The sequence below is a fragment of the Qipengyuania sp. genome, assembly GCF_965277845.1.
GTDB lineage: Bacteria > Pseudomonadota > Alphaproteobacteria > Sphingomonadales > Sphingomonadaceae > Qipengyuania.
Genome location: NZ_OZ255844.1, coordinates 40594 through 59292 on the forward strand (window position 1 = coordinate 40594; position 18699 = coordinate 59292).

General features: G+C 63.5%; 22 protein-coding genes. 10 read left to right on the forward strand and 12 right to left on the reverse strand.

Going from position 1 to position 18699, the window contains the following annotated elements; all coding sequences use genetic code 11:
- Positions 1-2: 2 nt before the first annotated feature.
- Positions 3-1313: a serine hydrolase domain-containing protein gene (locus ACQY4G_RS00225; RefSeq protein WP_421992175.1), complete on the reverse strand. Its 1311-nt coding sequence runs from the start codon at positions 1311-1313 to the stop codon at positions 3-5.
- A gap of 109 nt (positions 1314-1422) precedes the next feature.
- On the opposite strand from ACQY4G_RS00225, the gene ACQY4G_RS00230 reads away from it, so the two are divergent.
- Complete coding sequence (locus ACQY4G_RS00230) at positions 1423-1644, forward strand: hypothetical protein (RefSeq protein ID WP_421992177.1); 222 nt, start codon at positions 1423-1425, stop codon at positions 1642-1644.
- 77 nt (positions 1645-1721) lie between these two features.
- On the opposite strand, the gene ACQY4G_RS00235 is transcribed toward ACQY4G_RS00230, so the two are convergent.
- Positions 1722-2741: an A/G-specific adenine glycosylase gene (locus ACQY4G_RS00235; RefSeq protein WP_421992179.1), complete on the reverse strand. Its 1020-nt coding sequence runs from the start codon at positions 2739-2741 to the stop codon at positions 1722-1724.
- 14 nt (positions 2742-2755) lie between these two features.
- Here ACQY4G_RS00235 and ACQY4G_RS00240 point away from each other — a divergent pair, with 14 nt between their 5' ends.
- The 5 genes from ACQY4G_RS00240 to ACQY4G_RS00260 all read left to right on the forward strand — a co-directional run bounded on the left by ACQY4G_RS00240 (position 2756) and on the right by ACQY4G_RS00260 (position 9644).
- Positions 2756-3301 (forward strand): DUF721 domain-containing protein, encoded by a 546-nt coding sequence (locus ACQY4G_RS00240; RefSeq protein WP_421992181.1) that lies wholly within the window; start codon positions 2756-2758, stop codon positions 3299-3301.
- Positions 3298-4005 carry a thioredoxin domain-containing protein gene (locus tag ACQY4G_RS00245; RefSeq protein ID WP_067691174.1) on the forward strand — a complete coding sequence of 236 codons (708 nt, stop codon included), beginning with the start codon at positions 3298-3300 and terminating at the stop codon, positions 4003-4005. Before ACQY4G_RS00240 ends, ACQY4G_RS00245 begins: the two co-directional genes overlap by 4 nt.
- A gap of 111 nt (positions 4006-4116) precedes the next feature.
- Positions 4117-4857 carry a thioredoxin domain-containing protein gene (locus tag ACQY4G_RS00250; protein WP_067691179.1) on the forward strand — a complete coding sequence of 247 codons (741 nt, stop codon included), beginning with the start codon at positions 4117-4119 and terminating at the stop codon, positions 4855-4857.
- A gap of 28 nt (positions 4858-4885) precedes the next feature.
- Positions 4886-8308, forward strand: coding sequence for a chromosome segregation protein SMC (gene smc, locus ACQY4G_RS00255; protein WP_421992183.1), 3423 nt, complete (start codon positions 4886-4888; stop codon positions 8306-8308).
- A 124-nt stretch (positions 8309-8432) separates the two neighbouring features.
- Complete coding sequence (locus ACQY4G_RS00260) at positions 8433-9644, forward strand: GGDEF domain-containing protein (RefSeq protein ID WP_421992185.1); 1212 nt, start codon at positions 8433-8435, stop codon at positions 9642-9644.
- Positions 9645-9650: 6 nt separating this feature from the next.
- Here the strand turns inward: ACQY4G_RS00260 and ACQY4G_RS00265 are convergent, their stop codons facing one another.
- From ACQY4G_RS00265 to rpmF, 5 genes are all read right to left on the reverse strand, one after another.
- The gene (locus tag ACQY4G_RS00265) at positions 9651-10013 is read right to left on the reverse strand and encodes a MerR family transcriptional regulator (RefSeq protein ID WP_291170258.1); all 363 of its coding nucleotides are present in this window, start codon (positions 10011-10013) and stop codon (positions 9651-9653) included.
- A gap of 8 nt (positions 10014-10021) precedes the next feature.
- Positions 10022-10321, reverse strand: a complete 300-nt coding sequence (locus ACQY4G_RS00270) for an integration host factor subunit alpha (protein WP_198147667.1) — start codon at positions 10319-10321, stop codon at positions 10022-10024.
- Positions 10322-10444: 123 nt separating this feature from the next.
- Positions 10445-11410 (reverse strand): beta-ketoacyl-ACP synthase III, encoded by a 966-nt coding sequence (locus tag ACQY4G_RS00275; protein WP_421992187.1) that lies wholly within the window; start codon positions 11408-11410, stop codon positions 10445-10447.
- Positions 11407-12444: a phosphate acyltransferase PlsX gene (gene plsX, locus ACQY4G_RS00280; RefSeq protein WP_067691191.1), complete on the reverse strand. Its 1038-nt coding sequence runs from the start codon at positions 12442-12444 to the stop codon at positions 11407-11409. The genes ACQY4G_RS00275 and plsX overlap by 4 nt, the downstream gene beginning before the upstream one ends.
- Positions 12445-12471: 27 nt before the next feature.
- Positions 12472-12651, reverse strand: coding sequence for a 50S ribosomal protein L32 (rpmF, locus tag ACQY4G_RS00285; protein ID WP_067464131.1), 180 nt, complete (start codon positions 12649-12651; stop codon positions 12472-12474).
- Positions 12652-12875: 224 nt separating this feature from the next.
- Here rpmF and ACQY4G_RS00290 point away from each other — a divergent pair, with 224 nt between their 5' ends.
- Positions 12876-13286 (forward strand): hypothetical protein, encoded by a 411-nt coding sequence (locus tag ACQY4G_RS00290; protein ID WP_421992189.1) that lies wholly within the window; start codon positions 12876-12878, stop codon positions 13284-13286.
- On the opposite strand, the gene ACQY4G_RS00295 is transcribed toward ACQY4G_RS00290, so the two are convergent.
- Genes ACQY4G_RS00295 through ACQY4G_RS00305 form a run of 3 tightly spaced genes read right to left on the reverse strand, consistent with a single transcriptional unit; the run spans position 13283 to position 15206 of the window.
- On the reverse strand, positions 13283-13756 hold the full coding sequence (locus tag ACQY4G_RS00295) for a hypothetical protein (protein WP_421992191.1): 474 nt from the start codon (positions 13754-13756) through the stop codon (positions 13283-13285). The genes ACQY4G_RS00290 and ACQY4G_RS00295 overlap by 4 nt on opposite strands.
- Positions 13757-13766: 10 nt before the next feature.
- On the reverse strand, positions 13767-14879 hold the full coding sequence (locus ACQY4G_RS00300; RefSeq protein WP_421992193.1) for a HigA family addiction module antitoxin: 1113 nt from the start codon (positions 14877-14879) through the stop codon (positions 13767-13769).
- 30 nt (positions 14880-14909) lie between these two features.
- Entirely contained in the window at positions 14910-15206 is a 297-nt protein-coding gene (locus tag ACQY4G_RS00305; protein ID WP_421992194.1) for a type II toxin-antitoxin system RelE/ParE family toxin, read from the reverse strand.
- A 111-nt stretch (positions 15207-15317) separates the two neighbouring features.
- Here ACQY4G_RS00305 and ACQY4G_RS00310 point away from each other — a divergent pair, with 111 nt between their 5' ends.
- Together ACQY4G_RS00310 and ACQY4G_RS00315 are read left to right on the forward strand one after the other, a co-directional pair.
- Entirely contained in the window at positions 15318-16202 is an 885-nt protein-coding gene (locus ACQY4G_RS00310; RefSeq protein WP_421992196.1) for an IS1 family transposase, read from the forward strand.
- 98 nt (positions 16203-16300) lie between these two features.
- Entirely contained in the window at positions 16301-16699 is a 399-nt protein-coding gene (locus ACQY4G_RS00315) for an MAPEG family protein (protein WP_421992198.1), read from the forward strand.
- Positions 16700-16930: 231 nt separating this feature from the next.
- Here ACQY4G_RS00315 and ACQY4G_RS00320 read toward each other — a convergent pair whose 3' ends face one another.
- Positions 16931-17572: an MBL fold metallo-hydrolase gene (locus ACQY4G_RS00320; RefSeq protein ID WP_291170248.1), complete on the reverse strand. Its 642-nt coding sequence runs from the start codon at positions 17570-17572 to the stop codon at positions 16931-16933.
- A gap of 120 nt (positions 17573-17692) precedes the next feature.
- Here ACQY4G_RS00320 and ACQY4G_RS00325 point away from each other — a divergent pair, with 120 nt between their 5' ends.
- A complete protein-coding gene (locus ACQY4G_RS00325; RefSeq protein WP_421992199.1) occupies positions 17693-18070 on the forward strand; it encodes a hypothetical protein in 378 nt (125 codons plus the stop codon).
- On the opposite strand, the gene ACQY4G_RS00330 is transcribed toward ACQY4G_RS00325, so the two are convergent.
- Positions 18054-18695, reverse strand: coding sequence for a hypothetical protein (locus ACQY4G_RS00330; RefSeq protein WP_421992201.1), 642 nt, complete (start codon positions 18693-18695; stop codon positions 18054-18056). The genes ACQY4G_RS00325 and ACQY4G_RS00330 overlap by 17 nt on opposite strands.
- Positions 18696-18699 lie beyond the last annotated feature (4 nt).

Below are 18699 nucleotides of genomic sequence, written 5' to 3' on the forward strand. Positions count from 1 at the left end.
GCTTACGCCTTCGCGGCTTGCATCGCGGCCAGATCCTTGCCCACCGCAGCGGGAAAGCCGGTATGGATCGGATAGGCTTCGGACGGCATATATTGCGTCATCAGGGTCGCGCGCAGGCCGGCCTTGAAATTGACGAAGGCGACGGTGCCCGCCGCCCCGCCCCAGCCATAGGCGCCGTCGGTCACGCGGCCGCCCGCACCGAAGCCCTGTCCTTCGACCCAGGTGCCCTCGGTGGTCGCGGTCGAGGGTAGCAGGTTCGACGTGCCGACGCGCACGGCAAGTTCGCCCATCACGCGCTTGCCATCGATCGTGCCGTAGCCGAGCAGCATGGTGAGGAAGCGATCGTAGTCGCGGGCGGACGAAACCAGCCCCGCACCGCCGAAGGGGAACGGCGGCTCGTCGAGATAGATCGAGGCCCTGGCCGGGTCCATCGGCAGCGGGGTGTTGTTCATAATGCCGTAATTGGTGGTAAAGCGCCCGACCTCGCTTTCGGGAACGGTAAACCAGGTACTGGTCATGCCCGCGGGCTCGAAAATCTGCGTGCGCAGGAATTCGTCGAACGCCATGCCGCTGGCGACTTCGATCACGCGGCCGAGCAGGTCGAGGCTGACCGAATAGCTCCATTTGGTGCCCGGTTGCAGCACCAGCGGCAGTTCGGCGAGGCGATCGGCAAAGGTATCGAGTCCGGTGACCGCCTGCCCACGGCCAAGACCGGGGATCGGCAATCGGCTCACCTGCCCCGGCACCAGTCCTCGCTCGGTATAGGCGGCGCTGATCGGCCCCTTCTGCACGATATTGTACCCCAGCCCTGCGGTATGGGTGAGAAGCTGGCGCACGGTGATCGGGCGCTCGGCGGGCACCAGATCGGTCAGCGACCCGTCATAGGTCCTCTGCACCTGCATATTCGCATAGGCGGGAAGCAGTTCGGCGATCGGCTGGTCGAGGCCCAGGCGGCCCTCGTCGATCAGCATCATCGCGGCCATGCCGGTGACCGGCTTGGTCATCGAATAGATGCGATAGAGGCTGTCGGCATCGACCTTGCTCGGTCCGCCCAGCGCCAGCGTGCCGCGCGCGATATGAAGCGGATCGGAGCGGCCCCAGCCAAGCGTGGCGATCATGTTGGCGACCTTGCGCTCGGCGACGTAGCTATCGACCATGGCAGTGACGTTGCGCCAGTTCGCGCCATAGTCGCGGGCGGTGGCCATCCGCCCCATCGGCGACCCCGCCAGCGCCGCACCGGCGGCGAGCCAGGCACCCCCACGCAGCAGCGCGCGACGGGACATTTGCGGGGTGCCGAAGCTGCGATAGGCCATCCAAGTCTCTCCGAATTCCGTTTGACGGGTTTGTGCGGGAGAGGCGGGAGGGCGTCAATTGCGAATCGAAACTGTTGCAATGGCCCGGTGTCCTATCCATATAGGACACATGTTCAATTTCCTCTCCATCCTGTTCGGGATCGTTTCGCTCGTGGTCGTCATTCCGGCGACCATTCCCTTCCTCGGCTGGGCCAACTGGCTCGCGCTGCCGCTGATCGTGATCGGCGTGGTGCTCGGCCAATTGTCGTCGAGCAATGGCGGGCGGAATTTCTGCCTGATCGTGCTGCTGATCGCGGCGGTGCGGCTGACGTTGGGCGGCGGGATTTTCTGACGACCGCTCTCCCGCGAAGGCGGGAGCCCCGGGCGATTTAGCGCATCGTGCCCGTGATTTCCCGCCTGCGCGGGGAATCACGCCATGACGAGCCGGGCTGCCTTCGCGAACAGGGTCGGCAGGCCTGCGTCGTCGAGCGTGTCGAGCGGCCACCATTCGCCCTCGCCGGCTGGCTGCGCCGCGTCGCGCTGCATGTGCACCGACAGCTCCAGCGCGAAATGCGTGAAGGTGTGGCGCACCACGCCGCCAGCTTCCCATCCACCCGCCAGGGGAGCCTCTCCCGTGCCGTCGCCGCGCGCGCTCCAGCCGTCATCGGGCAGCGCGCGCATCCCGCCGAGCATGCCCCTCCCCTCGCGCCTGACCAGCCACACCGCCCCCTCGCGCTCGATCCAGAAGGCGCTGCCCTGCCGCACCGGTTTCGCCTTCTTCGGAGCCTTCACCGGCAGACGGGCCGGATCGCCTGCCGCCCTGCCCTCGCAGCTTTGGGATAGCGGGCAAAGCAGGCACTTGGGATCGCGCGCGGTGCAGATGGAGGAACCCAGATCCATCATCGCCTGCGCGAAATCGCCTGCGCGCCGGTTCGGGGTAATGGACTCGGCTGCCGCGCGGATCGCCTTGCGCGCGCCCGGTAACGGATCCTCGATCGCAAACAGCCGCGCAACCACTCGCTCGACATTGGCATCGACCACTACGGCACGGCGGTCGAATGCGATCGCCTCCACGGCGGCCGCGGTATAGGCGCCCAGCCCGGGCAATTCGCGCAAGGCAGCCTCGGTTTCGGGAAAGCCGCCGCGCCGTGCCACCTCGCGCGCGCATTTCACCAGATTGCGCGCGCGCGAGTAATATCCGAGTCCCGCCCAGGCCGCCATCACGTCCTCTTCGGGCGCAGCGGCAAGCGCTTCGACGGTCGGCCAGCGCGAAGTGAAGGCTTCGAAATAGGGCTTCACCGCCGCCACGGTGGTCTGCTGCAACATCACTTCCGACAGCCACACGCGATAGGGATCGGGCGGGGGCGCACCGGGCCGCGCGCGCCACGGCAGGACGCGCGCATGCGCATCGTACCAGTCGAGCAATTGATCGGAGACGGTGGCGGCCACGCCTGGCCTATGGCATGAGCGCTCCCACCATGGGAAGCGACAAGACCGGATCCGGATCGAAGAAATACCAGCGCCCGCGCGGCGGTGGGGCGAAACCGATCAGCGACCTGATGCCGCAGATCGGACGCAGCGCCTTTCGCCGCTTCGGCTTCGTGCAGAGCTCGGTCGTCAGCCGCTGGCCCGAAATCGTCGGCGAGGTGCATGCGCGCACCTGCACGCCCGAGATGATCCGTTTTCCCCGGGGCGAGAAATCCGAAGGCATCATGCATCTGGTGGTCAAGCCTGCCCATGCGCCGCTGGTGCAGCAGGTGATCCCCGAAATCATCGATCGGGTGAACCGCTTTTTCGGCTATCGCGCGGTGGCCCGTATCAAGCTGCGGCAAGGCGAGGTTAAGCCACCGCCCGGCAGGGAAAAGCCCAAGGCGCCGCCGTCGCTCAAGCCGATTCCGATGGAATTGGGCGACAGCCTGCGCGATATCGGCGATCCGGAACTCAGGACGGTGCTGGAATCGCTGGCGCGCAGTATGAATTCGCAAGAAGACGGGAACGAGGACAGGTGATTATCAAGTCGATGATGGTGAAGGCCCTTGCCCTGGTCGGCGTCGGAACGCTGGCACTGGGCGCAAGCGCGCAGGAACGCCTGATGCTGCCCGGCGGCAACTGGGGCGGAATGCTCGCCGAATCCGATGGCGGGCACGTCTTCGGAAATCCGGAAGCCGAAACCAGGCTGATCGAATTCATGAGCTACACCTGCTCGCACTGCGCCACCTTCGCCCGCACCGGCGAAGGCGCGATCAAGGTCGCCTATGTCCCGACCGGGCGGATCAGCTACGAAATCCGGCACCTGATTCGCGATCCGGTGGACCTTTCCGCCGCGTTGCTCACCCATTGCGGCGATGCGAACAAGTTCGGCGGCAATCACGAGGCGATCATGTATCGCTTCGACGAATGGATGGAAAAGGCGGGCAAGGCCACCCAGGCGCAACGCTCGCGCTGGCAGTTCGGCTCGCTTCCCGCTCGCCTCCAGGCGATCGCCAGCGATCTCGATTTCTACGAGATCATGGAAGGTCGCGGCTATTCGCGCGTCGAGATCGATCGCTGCCTGTCGGACGAGGCCAAGGCGCGCGAAATGGCCGAACAATCGGCCGCCGATGTGCAGAAATACGGCCTGACCGGCACGCCCAGCTTCGTGCTCGACGGCGAGCTGCTCGAAGCGACGCATGATTGGCCGACACTCGAAAAACGCCTCAAGGATGTCTTCTGACCGCGCGATTAGCGCTTTTTTCCGGGGAAAGCCTTGTGGATACGCTCCCCCACGCCTTCCCTTGGCCGCATCCGCTGACCTAGCCTCACCAGTCAAGATACGAGGAATCCGATGATCAAGACCCTGCGTTTCGCCCTTGCCGCCCCGCTTGCCCTGGCGCTCGCCGCCTGCGGATCGGGAGTGGAAGAAACCGGCGAGATCGAAGGCGAAGCGATCGCCGCCATCCCCGCGCCGGAAGGCACCGAATGGCGCAGCACGGCGGTGATGACCGAAGAAGGCGGCACGCTGGTCGGCAATCCCGATGCGCCGCTCAAGCTGGTCGAATACGGCTCCCTCACCTGCGGCACCTGCGCGCGCTTCTCGATGGAAGGCGCCGAGCCGCTGATGGAATATGTCGATAGCGGTGTGGTCAGCTTCGAATTGCGCCAATTCGCCATTCACGGTCCGATCGATCTGCTGCTCGGCAGACTCACGCAATGCGGGCCGGTCGAAGCGGTAGTCCCGCTGTCGGATCAGGTGTGGCAGAACTTCGAAACCATCATGCAGCCGGTACAGACCAACCAGGCGACATTCGAAGCGGCGATGCAGCGCCCGATCGAGGAACGTTTCGTGGTCGCCGCCGAACAGATGGGCTATCTCGATTTCTTCGCCGCGCGCGGGATCAGCGAAGATCAGGGCCGCCAGTGCCTTGCCGATGTCGCCAAGCTCGAAGAAATGGCGAACCACACCCAGCGCTACGGCAGCGAGTACAACATTGCCGGCACACCGACCTTCAAGCTGAACGGCCGCGACGTGGATGCCAATACCTGGGCCGCCCTCGAGCCGATCCTGCAGCGCGCCGGCGCCCGGTAATGTCGGCCTAGGGGGGAACACGGCGGCGATGCTCATCACGAAGCTCAAATTGAGTGGCTTCAAGAGCTTCGTCGAACCTGCCACACTGTTTATCGAGCCGGGACTGACGGGCGTCGTCGGTCCCAATGGTTGCGGCAAATCCAACCTGCTCGAAGCGATCCGCTGGGTGATGGGCGAAAACTCGCCCAAGTCGATGCGCTCGGGCGGAATGGAAGACGTCATCTTCGCGGGCACGCAAAGCCGCCCGCAACGCGATTTCGCCGAAGTCGTCCTCCATGGCGAGGACGATGATGGCGATGAGATGGAAGTCGTGCGCCGGATCGAGCGCGGCGCGGGCAGCGCTTATCGCCTGAACGGGCGCGATGTGCGCGCCAAGGACGTGGCGCTGATCTTCGCCGATGCGGCCACCGGCGCGCACAGCCCGGCGCTGGTCAGCCAGGGCAAGATCGCACAGGTCATCGCCGCCAAGCCCACCGAACGCCGCCAGATGCTGGAGGAAGCCGCGGGGATCGCGGGCCTCCACGTGCGCCGCCGCGATGCCGAAAGCAAGCTGCGGCAGACCGAGACCAATCTCGAGCGGCTCGAGGATATCATGGCCGGGCTCGACAGCCAGATCGCCTCGCTGAGGCGGCAGGCCAAGCAGGCCGAGCGCTACAAGAAGCTGTCCGACCAGATAAAGACCGCCGAGGCGCGGTTGGTGTTCGCCCGCTGGCGCGATGCCGCAGCGGCTGCCGAGGAGGCGAAGAAGGCGGCGGGGGAAGCCGAGGCTCGCGTTGCCGAAGCGCAAAAGGACGCCGACGAAGCGCAGAAAGCCCAGCGCGCGGCCGCCGAAGCGCTGGCCGAAGCGCGCGAGGAACAGGCCGACCGGCGCGACGATGCCAGCGCGCATGGCCACCGTATGGCTGCGCTCACCAGCCAGCTCGAAGCTGCCGAGCAGCGCCTCGCCGATCTCGACCGGCAGAAGGCGCGCCTCGAAGCGGACCGGGGCGATGCCGACCGGCTGACCAAGGATGCGGCCGAGGCGCTCTCGCGGCTCGAACGCGAGCTGGCGGCAAGCGAAAAGGCGCTGGCAGCGGACGAGGAAAAGCGCCCCGCGCTCGAACGCGCGCGCGAGCAGGCCGAGCGCGACAGCCGCGCCGCCGAACTCGCGCTGGCCAAGGCAACCGCGGACAATGCCGGGGTCGAAGCCGAATGGCGCGTGGCCGAAGCCGCGATCGCACAGGCCAAATCGCGGCTCGATCGCGTGGAAGCCGAGGGGCGCCGGATGGCCGAACAGCGCGCGGCGCTGGGGGGCGAGGACCGCGATGCCGATGTCGACGCGGCCAAGACGGCAGCGGAAGAGGCAGCACGCACGCTCGCAAAACTGCGCGAACAGCTCGAGAAGATGCAGGCGCGTAAGACGCAGCTGCAGGCCGCGCGCGACGAAGCCTCTTCCGCGCTGGCCGAGGCCAAGGCCGAACTTTCAGGCGTGCAGCGCGAATGGGAAGCGCTCAAGCGTGACCGCGAAGCACGCGAGCGGGCCGCATCGAAACGCAGCGGGCGCCAGCAGGCGATCGACGGCGTGCGCGCAGCCAAGGGTTACGAACGCGCGGTCGCCGCCGCACTGGGCCGCGATGGCAAAGCCCTGCTCGGATTGCCCGAGGCCGATGCGGAAGGGCGCTACTGGACCGGGGCGGACGCGCCGGCTGCCGTGGCCGACAGCCTCTCGGTCCATGTCGAGACCTGCCCCGAAGAATTGCGCGCGCTTCTGGCGCTGGTCCATATCGCAGAGACTGACGACGGACGCACGCTTGCGCCGGGTCACTCGCTGGTCACTCCGCGGGGAGAACTGCGCCGCTGGGACGGGCTGGTGGTGCGCGGCGAAGGCGCGGCGGAGGCGGCCCGGCTGGAAGCCGAGAACCGCTTCGCCGAACTCGAGCAGCGCCTGCCCGCCTTGCGCCAGGCTGCCGATACGGCACAGGCTTCGCTCGATGCCGCGAGCGAGGAATTGTCGCAGCTCCAGCGCGATCTTGTCGGCGCTGACCGCGAGCTCGTCGGGGCCGCCGATGCCGAACGCCAGGCCCTGCGCGCGCTCGATCAGGCCGAAGCGGCGCGCGAACGCCTTGCCGCGCGGCTGGAGGAGCTGTCGCGCAGCGAGGCCGAGCATGGCGAGGTCATTGCCTCGGCCAAGACCGACCTCGCCGCTGCCGAAGCCAAGCGCGATGCCCTGCCCGATCCCGAAGCCGGTCGCGCCTCGCTCGAAGCCGCGCGGGCGAAGAACGAGGCGGCGCGGAGCACTTTGCAGGCGCGAGCGGCGGAACTTGCCAGCCACGATCAAGCACTCGCGGTCGCGCGCGAACGGGCCTCGGCGCAGCGCAGCGACATGGCCAATTGGCAGGCGCGCAGCGGCGATGCGGCGCGGCGCCTGTCCGAAATGGAGATCCGCGCCGAAGAAATTGAGCAGGAGCGCGCGATCACCGCCGCCAAGCCCGAAGGCCTGATGCGCGAGATCGAACAAGGCGACCAGGTGCGCGAGCGCCTGACGCGCGACCTTGCCGAAGCCGAGAAAGCCGTCGGCGAGGCCGACGCCGCCGCGCAGCAGGCCGACCATGCCTTCGCAGCCGCCAATGAGAGGCTGGCCGAGGCGCGCGAAAGCCGCGCGGGTCTGACGGAACGGGCCGAGAACCAGGACGGACGCCGGATCGAAATGGCGCGGATCTCGGGCGAGCGTTTCCAGTGCCCGCCCCCGCTGCTGCCGACGCGGTTCGAATTCGATGAGGAAGCAATCGGCTCGGCCGAGGGCGAAGGCGAGGAAATGGACCGTCTCACCGCCAGCCGCGAGCGGATCGGGCCGGTCAATCTGGTCGCCGCCGAGGAACTGGAGCGGATCGAGAGCGAACACGGTTCCAACGCGGCCGAACAGGAGGAGCTGCGCGAGGCGGTCAGCCGGCTGCGCGGGTCGATCGGCAATCTCAACCGCGAGGGTCGCGAGCGGCTGCGTGCGGCCTTCGAACAGGTCAATGCGCACTTCAAGCGGCTGTTCATGCGCCTGTTCGAAGGCGGCGAGGCGCATCTGGCGCTGATCGACAGCGACGACCCGCTCGAGGCCGGCCTCGAGATATTCGCCCAGCCGCCGGGCAAGAAGCTGCAATCGCTCACCCTGTTGTCGGGCGGCGAGCAGGCGCTGACCGCAACCGCGCTGATCTTCGCGCTGTTCCTGACCAACCCCGCGCCGATCTGCGTGCTCGACGAGGTCGATGCGCCTCTGGACGATGCCAATATCGACCGCTTTTGCGACCTGCTCGATGCGATGACGCGCGAGACGCAAACGCGCTATCTGATCGTCACCCACAATGCGGTCACGATGAGCCGCATGCACCGCCTGTTCGGCGTGACCATGATCGAAAAAGGCGTCAGCCGCCTCGTCAGCGTCGACCTTGGCGGAGCGGAGGAATTGCTGGCTGCCGAGTGATTCGCGTGTCCTGCATCGTTAACATCGTGCAAAGAGTAAGGGTTTCCCCTTAGCTCCGGGTTAGGCCCGTTCCAAACTGTACCGCCTAAGGTTTCGTCAACCATAAATGACGTGGGACCGGTGGATGATTGCACGAGCGACGCAGAAGCAATTCGAGCAGCAACTCACCGCCAACCCCCGGATATGCAATGACCGCGAGGTAAAACGCGAGATCCTCAAGGGCATCGTCGACACCGAGAAACGGTCGATCTTCGCCAATCTGTCCTGCTGGTTCGTAACGGCTGTCGCTGCCTGCGTCCTACCGACCGCTGCCTATTTCATCTTTCCGCTGGTTTTCCGGTTGATCGCCATGGTCGGGACGCGCACCGCCTTTGCGCGAATGCGCGCGGCTCTGAGCGACGAGCGTCCGGTAGCACGCGAGTATCGCTGGCTGGTCGCCTCGCTGGTGATCGGCGGTGCCGGCTGGGGCGCGACCATGGTACCCGTGCTCGCCTTCCCCACCCTGCACCCCGCCCGGCTGCTGGTCGGGGGCGGTACGCTCGTCGGCATGAGTATCGTCGTCACAATGCTGTCACCCGTCCGCACGCTTGCGACTGCTTTCGTGATCGGATTTCTTGCTGCGTTCTGCGCGGGTCTGCTGATCACCGGAGCAAGCGAGAGCCTGGCACTGATGACCGGGATGACCATTCTGTTCCTGATCTTCATCGCCTATTCGCACGCGTCCACCTTCGGCCATGAACGCTCGGCGCAGTTGCTGGTCGAAAATCGCCGGCTCGGCGACAGCCTGCGCACCTCGCTTGAGCGAGCGATGTATATGGCGGATCACGACAGCCTTACCGGACTGCTCAATCGCAGGGCGTTCTTCGGCCATGCCAAGCAGGCCGAATGGACGAGGCGCCTGGTGGTGATGATCGATATCGATCACTTCAAACGGATCAACGACCGGTTCGGCCATGCGATGGGCGATCTGGTGCTCGAGCGGGTGGGTCCGGCGATCAAAGGCGTTCTCGACCGGCACATGGGACCCGATCATATCGCCGCGCGCCTGGGGGGCGAGGAATTCGCGGTGATGTTTCCCTACCGCTCGATCGGCGAACACCTGCGTACGACCGAGGCGCTACACCGGCGGATCGCCGCGATCGGCAAGGAATTGAATGTCGACGGACTCGTGACGACCGCATCGCTCGGTGTGGTGGTTACCGACCGATTGCAGACGCTCGACGAGGCACTGCACGATGCCGATACGGCCCTTTATCGTGCCAAGGCGCTGGGCAGAAACCGCACCGAATATGCGGTGGCAGCGGAAGAAGAATCGGCCGCGATCCGCCACGGCTGAAGGGGCTTAGGCAAGTGCGGCTTTCAGATCCGCACGAATGGCCTTCAATCGCTTGAGCACATCCTCGTCTACCGCCTCCGCAACGCCAGCTTCCCCGGCCGCTGCCTGCGGGTCGGACGTGCCCTTGAGCGCCGACTTGGCGCCCTTCAGCGTATAGCCTTCCTGGTTCACGAGCCGGTCGATACGTTCGATCAGTTCGACATCTTCGGGGCGGTAATAGCGCCGGCCTCCGCTGCGGGTCAGCGGCTTGAGGGTCGGGAATTGCTGTTCCCAATAGCGCAGCACATGCGCCTTTATTCCGGTTGCCTTGGCGACCTCGCCGATGGTGCGCAGCGCGTCTTTGTCCTTGCCGTCGTCGAAGGTCGCCATATTCGTCCTCAGCCGTTAGCAATACGCTCTTTGAGCAGCTGACTGGCGCGGAAGGTCATCACGCGGCGCGGTGTGATCGGCACTTCGACCCCGGTCTTGGGATTGCGACCGACGCGTTCCTTCTTGTCGCGAAGCACGAAGCTGCCGAAACCGGAAATCTTGACGTTTTCGCCATTCGCCAGCGCATCCGACATTTTCGCCAGAATCGCTTCGACCATGTCGAGCGAATCGGCACGGCTGAGGCCCATTTTGCGGTTGATCGTCTCGGCCAGATCGGCCCGGGTGAGCGTGCCCACGGAGCGCATCATATCCATTCTTTCCTTCCCCCAGATACGACCCTGAGCGAATTGGCGGCCCTTTTCGAAGTAACCCAAGCAATAGAGGGATTTGCGCGATTTCGCAACGCCATGGCCGACGTTTTCGAACAATCGTCACATCCGCGCGAGCGTGGCACCCCAGGTAAAGCCACCCCCCATGGCCTCGAACATGACCAGGTCGCCCGGCTTGATCCGCCCGTCGCGCATGGCCGTATCGAGCGCCAGCGGAACCGAAGCCGCGGAAGTGTTGGCGTGCCGATCGACCGTGACGACGACCTTTTCGGCCGGCAGGTCGAGCTTGCGCGCGGTCGCATCGAGAATGCGGGCATTGGCCTGGTGCGGCACCACCCAATCGATGTCCTCGGCATTCTGGCCGGTATCGTCGAGCACTTCCTTGAGCACGTCGGCAAGGTTGACCACCGCATGGCGGAAAACCTCGCGGCCCTTCATGCGCAGCTTGCCGACCGTACCGGTGGTCGAGGGGCCGCCGTCGACATAGAGCATGTCCTTGTACGCGCCCTCGGCATGGAGGCGGCTGGCCAGAATGCCGGGGCCGTCCTCGGCCACGTCCCGCGCCTCGAGCACCACCGCGCCCGCGCCGTCGCCGAACAGCACGCACGTGGTGCGATCCTCCCAGTCGAGGATACGGCTGAAGGTTTCCGAGCCGATCACCAGCGCCTTTTTCGCCATGCCGGTGCGCAGCAGCGAGTCGGCGGTGGCAAGTGCATAGAGAAAGCCCGAGCAGACCGCCTGGACATCGAAGGCCACCCCGCCGCCGCAGCCGAGCGCGGCCTGGACCTGCGTCGCGGTGGCGGGAAAGGTGTGGTCGGGCGTCGCGGTGGCAAGGATAATCAGCCCGATTTCGCCCGCATCGATACCGGCGGCATCGAGAGCCATGCGCGCAGCATCGATCGCGAGGCTGGATGTCGTTTCGCCATCGTCCGCAATGTAGCGCTGGCGGATGCCGGTGCGCTCGACGATCCACTCGTCGCTCGTATCCACCTTTTCGGCCAAGTCGGCATTGGTGACGCAATTCCTGGGGAGCGCCGAACCCGTCCCGGTGATGACCGCGCGAATCATTTCGCCGCCACGCTGGCCGGTTCGATTTCGCCGAGGTCCCGCTTGATGCGGTTGGTGATATCGTCTTCCAGCAGGCGCGCGGCAACTTCGACCGCATTGGCGACGCCTTTGGCATTGGCGCTGCCGTGGCTCTTCACCACCACGCCGTTGAGGCCGAGGAAGACCGCGCCGTTGTGATTGTTGGGGTCGAGGTGATGCTTGAGCAGCTCGGTCGCGGGACGCGAGACGAGGAAGCCGACTTTCGAACGGAAGCTGGACGTGAAGGCGCTGCGCAGCAAATCGGTGACGAAGCGCGCCGCGCCTTCGATCGCCTTCAGTGCGATATTGCCTGAAAAGCCGTCGCACACGACCACGTCGCATTCGCCGCGGTTGATCTTGTCGGCTTCGACGTAACCTTCGAAATCCATCGCCAGCCCGGTGGCGGCGCGCAAGGTTTCGGCGGCGATCTGGATATCCTCGGTACCCTTGTTTTCCTCGGTACCGATGTTGAGCAGGCGTGTGCGCGGACGCTCACGCCCCGTCACGATCCGCGAGTAGGCCGCGCCCATGATCGCGAACTGGACGAGATTGCGGGCGTCGCACTCGCGATTGGCGCCCAGGTCGAGCATGACCACATCGTCTTCGGTCAGCGTCGGCAGCAGCGCGGCGAGCGCGGGCCGGTCGAGGCCCGGCATGGTGCGCAGCGCGAGCTTGCTCATTGCCATCAGGGCGCCGGTATTGCCGGCAGAGACGGCGGCGCCCGCATCGCCTTGTTTCACCGCGTTGACGGCCAGACCCATGCTGGTGGTCTTCGAACGACGCAATGCGCGGCTCGGCAGCTCCTCGCCGCCGACCACGTCGGTGCAATGCAGGATTTCGGAGGCCCCGGCCATGCCGGGATGCGTTTCGAGCGCGGCCTTGATCCGCGTCTCGTCGCCGACCAGCAGGAACTTGAACTTGTCGTGGCGGCGCCGCGCCATCGCGGCCCCGTCCACCATCACGCGCACGCCTTCATCCCCGCCCATCGCATCGACGGCGATACGCGGCAAACTCATGCGCTTTCTCCGGCTTGGCTGACGGTCTTAGAGACCGACGGCGATAATTTCGCGGCCGTTGTAGTATCCGCAATGCGGGCACAGATTGTGCGGACGCTTGAGCTCACCGCAGTTCGAGCACTCGTGATGCGCTTCGACCTTGAGCGAATCATGCGCACGGCGGTTGCCGCGACGGTGGGGCGATACTTTCCTCTTGGGGACGGCCATGGCGGCACCTGTTCCTCAAACAATTACAATCAATTTCGGTGGCCGCCCTAGGGGAAGGTCCGGCACGCCGCAAGAGCGCGTGAACCCGAATATCCCGACCGTGGCGGTGAAGGCGCGCGCTATAGCGAATTTCACGGGGGATGCAAGCCGTGTCGCCATGCGGTAGTGGGTCAGTTTGAAATCTAGCCCCTGCATTTGATCGCAGACCGGGCTATATGCACTGCATGAGCGATTACACGTATGAAATCCGTTCGCGGGGCGGGATCGGGAAAGCAGCCATTTGGGAATGGTCCGTTTACGGAGAGGATACCCTTGATCCAGTTTCCAGTGGCGAGGTGAAAGGCGCGGAATCAAAGGCTACTTCTGCAGCGAAAGCCGAGATTGAACGACTGCGTATGCAAGACAAAATCGCAAAGAAGAAGCCCAAACGCCCGCGCGATCCCAACCAGCTTGCGAAGCTAATGGTCGATATTGCGTCTGGCGAAGAGCAAGACGACGAGCCGACCGATGCTCAAAAGCGAGCGGCGAAAGGTGGCAAGAAAGGCGGTAAGGCGCGCGCCAAAGCGTTGACGCCAAAGGAGCGGTCAGAGATCGCTAGCATCGCCGCACAGGCCCGATGGAAGAAGAAGGGCTAGGCGGCCTCACCTTCGATCATTAGCCTACTCTCTTCAACGTCAGGGCTGAAATCGAACGGCACTTGGATCGGCTCCTGTTCGGGGTTCAGATCGTTGTAAACCCTCACGTCCGTATCGAGCTGCACGCAGTCACCGACGATCTGCTGTCGCCGCTGGATGAACGCTTTCCGCATGTGATCCAGCGGGGCATTCCCCATGATCGCCCACATGGTATACTGGACGCCACCCTTTGTGACCCGCACGGCGTGGTTCTTGCGATAGCGCCGCCCATACCTGTCGGTGCCGTATTCTTCCCGCAGCGCCCTGGACATGTCCTTTGCAAGCTCGTCGAAGGGATCGAGTTCCGGCATTGCGATCATGCCGCGCTCTACGCCCCACATACAGGCATCACGAGCGGTCGAGGGGAGATAGCCCTTTTCCTTCTCGTATTCGTGCCAGACCTGCTGCAGTTGCTCGTTGTATGATGCCATTTTCAGTTCCTTAAAGGGAGACAGGAGCCGGATTGCCCCAGCCGTCCATCACCGCACTTTGCGCGATGAATTTCCTTACAGCGACCTTGTATTTAGGTAGCCAATTATACCGGTCCATTCGGTATTGCAGTTGCCCCACAACAATGCCGGGGTGCCGCTTAATTCGGCGCGCAAATCCAAGCACGTCCTTTTCGGAAATGTAAGGAGCTTTCCGTGCATAAAAAGAATCCATTTCTCGAATAGGAACGCACGCGTCCGCAGCGGCCTTATTCGCTCGCTTTTCCTCGGGAGGGAGATCATCGGAAATTTCATACTTGAGGTTCGCGTCCACCCGTTCGCGCGTGCCCTTCTTTTTCCCGTCCTCATTGAGGACGTGGGTAAGCTCGTGCCAGAGGACGAACCAGAAATTATCGATCCGATCGAAGCGCGTCGTCATGGCAACGACAGGCTGGCCGCTATCCCAAAAACAGACGCCGTCGATATGCGTTTTATCCAAATGCTCAACGATGGCGAAGCGGATGCCGCATTCTGCAAGTAGTCGAGGAACATGCCGCACCTCTTCGGGATCGGTCATGAGGGCGGGAAGCTGATCTTTGATTACCTCTTCCAGCGCCTTCTTGGAGTAGCGCGGGACCACGATCTCACTAGAAATCTGGCGAACGCGATACAGCCATGCGAGTTGTTCCGGCGTATCTACGTCATAAGACTTCTTCTTCGCCGCATGAGCGAGGTGCGGAATACTGGAAATGTCATTGGTGTGGAAAAAGCGCATAAGCTGCCCTTCCAGCATCGGCACGTCCGTATCCTCCAGCCAGCCCCGGCGGATCATTTCTCGAATAGGATACACGCTCTGGAACTGCGCGCGCCGCGCAATGCCAGGATCGGGCTCCTTCGCCCGCGATAGGTCATATGCTTTCTGTAGGTTGGTGAAAAACTCGGGGTTCACGTCGAAGGCGTCCCCCAGCGCCTTCGCCATTTCCGGGCTAATCCCGCGCCGACCGTTCACAATCTGTGTGATGCCCTGCTCGGAAACGCCCAGAATATAGGCAAGATCACGCTGCGACCAACCACGACATTCCAGCTCCTCGGCGAGAAACTCGCCGGGGTGCGGGACTTCGATCATGCTCGATGCGTTGCTCATATATCTCTTTCTCTAATGTGTATCGCCAATCTCCGTAATTCGGATCACGGGCGGGTGCTCATCGTTGTCCAGTGTGAACTCGATCCGATATTGGTCGTTCACTCTGATTGACCTCCTACCCTCCTTTTCGCCTTTCAGTTTCTTGTATTGCAGCGACCGCAAGTTCCGGAGCGTTAGCTCGTCTGGAACCTGCTCAAGATAATGGATTTTCTTCCTCGCGGCGGTGATAACCGCAATCGGCAGACCAAGCTTGTGGGCTTCGTCGGTTTTGATCTTTGCGAGGCGCTTGTCTGCATACTCCACCTTCATGTCGAATCCCCCTATCAGGGTTGGGATTCGCAGTCAATACATGACTTAACGCACCTAGTTAAACTGACTGTTATGCTTGACCAAGGAAAAAGGGTCAGGTATGGAATGTGCATGAACAAGCTCGACGCCAAGACCCGCTCGACGATCCTCCACATGCTTTGTGAGGGCAGCAGCATTCGCGCGATTGCCCGCATCACCGGGGTCAGCAAGAACACCGTGTCCAAGCTTCTGGTGGACGCTGGTAAGGCGTGCATGAAATTCCACGACGAAGCGGTGCGAGACGTGAAGGCTTCGCGCATCCAGTGCGATGAAATCTGGTCGTTCTGCTATGCGAAACAGAAGAACGTGGCGACCGCGAAGGGCGCGCCGGAAGGCGCTGGCGACGTATGGACGTGGACCGCGCTCGACGCCGATAGCAAGCTGATCGTCTCGTATCTGGTGGGGGATCGTTCGGGCGAAGCGGCAATCGACCTTATGGATGATCTGCGCGCCCGCCTCGCCAACCGCGTTCAACTCACCACCGATGGTCACAAGGCCTACCTAGAAGCGGTCGAAGGCGCGTTCGGCGGTGATGTGGACTATGCGCAGCTTGTGAAGCTCTATGGCAGCATGGGCGGCAAGAGTGCCGAAGTCCGCTACAGCCCCGCCGAATGCACTGGCATTCGCAAGCGCCGGGTGGAGGGCAATCCCGACGATACGCATGTTTCGACTTCACACGTAGAGCGCAGCAATCTCACCATGCGTATGCACATGCGCCGCTTCACCCGACTAACCAACGCTTTCAGCAAGAAGATCGAAAACCACACCTACGCGGTCGCGCTTCACATGGTCTATTACAACTTCGTCCGCCGCCATAAGACGCTGCGTATGTCGCCTGCGATGGCCGCTGGCGTTAGCGACCGTCTTTGGGATATTGCGGATATTGTGAGGCTGCTGGAAAAGGCCGAAGCCGAGAAGCCGACGAAGCGTGGCCCTTACAAGAAGATTTCAAACTGACCCACTACCCGCCATGCAGGTGGCATTGCGCGGTCTACTGCATCGCCCTAGCACTCCAGATGGGTCGTCATTCGAGAGATCGCAAGGGAGGGAGAGGCATGGGCGTTATCCTGCCGGTAACACTGACCGCCGCGGCAGCCGCCGCCATCATCAACATCTGGCTCAGCCTGCGCGTCGGCCAGATGCGCCAGGCAACCAAGACCGTGCATGGCGACGATGCCGGGGGACCGCTGACCCGCCGGATGCGCGCGCAGCTCAATTTCGTCGAGAACACGCCTTTCGTGCTCGTGCTGATCGCGGTGATCGAATTGTCGGGCCGCGGAAATCCCTGGCTCGCCTGGGTGGCCGGCATTTACATGCTGGGACGCGTGGCGCATGGCTTCGGCATGGACGCCGAAACCGGCACCAAGCCGCGCATGATCGGCGTGCTGACTACGATGCTGACACTGCTCGGTCTGGCGGCCGTTGCCGTGCTGATCGCGATGGGGGTGATGTAGGGATTCTCTTCTTGCTTGCGCCTTCGACATCCGTCGAAGGCTTGCTGTTCCGTCCCGCTCCCCCACCCGGAGTCTTTGTTGCATACGTGCCGGACCTCCGTCCGGCCCTTGCCTGGCCTTCCCTCTCCCCCACCCGGCCACCCATAAGATACCGTGCCGTGGGTGGCCGGGCGGGGGAGAGGGAAGGAACAGGGCGCTGCGGGTGACGCAGTCAACCGCGGACAGACGCCATCAACTCAACGCGTAATCGCTCACGAAGGCGTTGGTCTTGCGTTCCTGCCCGAAAGTGCTGGTCGGGCCATGGCCGGGGATGAAGGTGACGTCGTCGCCCAGCGGCCAGAGTTTCTGCGTGATCGCGTCGATCAAATCCTGGTGGTTGCCCATCGGGAAGTCGGTCCGGCCGATGCTGCCCTGGAACAGCACGTCGCCGACGATCGCGAATTTGCTCGGCCGGTGGAAGAACACCACGTGTCCGGGCGTGTGGCCTGGGCAGTGGATGACCTCCAGGGTGAGGTCGCCCACGGTGACGGTGTCACCATCCTCCAGCCAGCGGTCGGGTTCGAAGACTTGCCCGTTGACGCCATATTTGCGTCCGTCCTCGTCGAGGCGGCTGATCCAGAAGCGGTCGGCCTCCTGCGGCCCCTCGATTCTCAAGCCTAGTTCCTTCGCCAGCACGCCTGCCTCGCCGCAATGGTCGATATGACCGTGCGTAATGAGGATCTTTTCCAGTTCCACCCCGGTCTTGGCGACCGCCGCCTTCAGCTTGTCGAGATCGCCGCCCGGGTCGACCAGTGCCCCCTTGTTGGTCGCGGTGCACCAGATCAAAGAGCAGTTCTGCTGCAAGGGAGTCACAGGCACGATGCCGGCTTTCATCGGCGGTGCGGCGGGAGTTTGTTTGCTGTTTTCCATTGCCGGGGAAAATGGTCGGCTTCGTCATCGAAAACAAGGCGCATCTGCGGCACAATGCCGCGATACGCGCGAAGGAGCGAACGGATGAGACAAATCGCAGCGATTCTTGCGGCCCCGCTGATGCTGACAGCCTGCCAGACCTACGATGCCCAACCGATCCCGGTGGCGGATGCGGCAGCGGCGACGGCCAGCGAAAGCGCAGCCCCCACCTATGTGACCGCGATCTGCGGCGAGTGCCACGCGGTGATCGACAATGCCGTCTCGCCCAATCCGCAGGCGCCCGGCTTCGCCGATATCGCCAACAGCCCGGGCCTGACGCGCGACACGCTGGTCACCTTCCTGTCGGATGCGCACAATTACCCCATGCAGATGGATGTCGATCTGGTGGAGGAGGACATCGAGGTAATCGCCGACTACATGCTGACCTTGCAGTCGGAGGATTACATCAAGCGGCCGGGTTAGGGCTTTCACCGCTACCTTTTCCGTCGCAGGCGTCTCGATACTCATCCAATTGTTGCCACCAATCCCGCCATCCCGACCGAACCTGCCGAAGGCCCAACTTGCCTTTCATTTCGAGCCAGCTGCGGAAATATCGCGCGTAGGGATGACCAGCGTCAATCGCGCAAACCAATAGTGGTTCTACGCGGCGCGCGGTCCTGCGCGAAGAATCGCGCCAATAGGTGTAATATGCTTTCCAGAACAGTGCTGGCACGTAACCCTGTTCAACCGGCCTTTCGAGAATCCGCAACGCGGCATCTAACCGCCCCTGCCTTTTAAGGAGTTTCGCACAATCGATGTTGGCTCGCATTGAACCGTGATTGATAGCTATACGATAATGCTGCTCCGCCAATTCATCGTTTCGAGGGACGGCACAGCCACCGTCGTGGTGCCAACCGACAATCCACATCGACCAGACACTCCCGTCCGCCGCCGCTTGTATATAAAGCTCGAGCGCACCCGCCGGATCGGTTTCTGCCAGCTGCTCCGCCAACTCCATCCGCTCTGGCTGGCTTGGGCACTCGGCGTCCTTGTGATCCCATTCATGCGTGTATCGTTCTTCCCACGCTTCAGAGACATCCCAGATCACATCT

Bases quoted from the DNA above. Each gene is read 5' to 3' on its own strand.
- ACQY4G_RS00250 (WP_067691179.1), top strand. From the start codon at position 4,117: ATGATCAAGACCCTGCGTTTCGCCCTTGCCGCCCCGCTTGCCCTGGCG.
- rpmF (WP_067464131.1), bottom strand. From the start codon at position 12,651: ATGGCCGTCCCCAAGAGGAAAGTATCGCCCCACCGTCGCGGCAACCGC.
- ACQY4G_RS00260 (WP_421992185.1), top strand. From the start codon at position 8,433: ATGATTGCACGAGCGACGCAGAAGCAATTCGAGCAGCAACTCACCGCC.
- ACQY4G_RS00320 (WP_291170248.1), bottom strand. From the start codon at position 17,572: ATGAAAGCCGGCATCGTGCCTGTGACTCCCTTGCAGCAGAACTGCTCT.
- plsX (WP_067691191.1), bottom strand. From the start codon at position 12,444: ATGAGTTTGCCGCGTATCGCCGTCGATGCGATGGGCGGGGATGAAGGC.
- ACQY4G_RS00230 (WP_421992177.1), top strand. From the start codon at position 1,423: ATGTTCAATTTCCTCTCCATCCTGTTCGGGATCGTTTCGCTCGTGGTC.
- ACQY4G_RS00225 (WP_421992175.1), bottom strand. From the start codon at position 1,313: ATGGCCTATCGCAGCTTCGGCACCCCGCAAATGTCCCGTCGCGCGCTG.
- ACQY4G_RS00310 (WP_421992196.1), top strand. From the start codon at position 15,318: ATGAACAAGCTCGACGCCAAGACCCGCTCGACGATCCTCCACATGCTT.
- ACQY4G_RS00240 (WP_421992181.1), top strand. From the start codon at position 2,756: ATGAGCGCTCCCACCATGGGAAGCGACAAGACCGGATCCGGATCGAAG.
- ACQY4G_RS00325 (WP_421992199.1), top strand. From the start codon at position 17,693: ATGAGACAAATCGCAGCGATTCTTGCGGCCCCGCTGATGCTGACAGCC.
- ACQY4G_RS00315 (WP_421992198.1), top strand. From the start codon at position 16,301: ATGGGCGTTATCCTGCCGGTAACACTGACCGCCGCGGCAGCCGCCGCC.
- ACQY4G_RS00275 (WP_421992187.1), bottom strand. From the start codon at position 11,410: ATGATTCGCGCGGTCATCACCGGGACGGGTTCGGCGCTCCCCAGGAAT.
- ACQY4G_RS00265 (WP_291170258.1), bottom strand. From the start codon at position 10,013: ATGGCGACCTTCGACGACGGCAAGGACAAAGACGCGCTGCGCACCATC.
- ACQY4G_RS00295 (WP_421992191.1), bottom strand. From the start codon at position 13,756: ATGGCATCATACAACGAGCAACTGCAGCAGGTCTGGCACGAATACGAG.
- ACQY4G_RS00305 (WP_421992194.1), bottom strand. From the start codon at position 15,206: ATGAAGGTGGAGTATGCAGACAAGCGCCTCGCAAAGATCAAAACCGAC.
- ACQY4G_RS00290 (WP_421992189.1), top strand. From the start codon at position 12,876: ATGAGCGATTACACGTATGAAATCCGTTCGCGGGGCGGGATCGGGAAA.
- ACQY4G_RS00270 (WP_198147667.1), bottom strand. From the start codon at position 10,321: ATGATGCGCTCCGTGGGCACGCTCACCCGGGCCGATCTGGCCGAGACG.
- ACQY4G_RS00300 (WP_421992193.1), bottom strand. From the start codon at position 14,879: ATGATCGAAGTCCCGCACCCCGGCGAGTTTCTCGCCGAGGAGCTGGAA.
- smc (WP_421992183.1), top strand. From the start codon at position 4,886: ATGCTCATCACGAAGCTCAAATTGAGTGGCTTCAAGAGCTTCGTCGAA.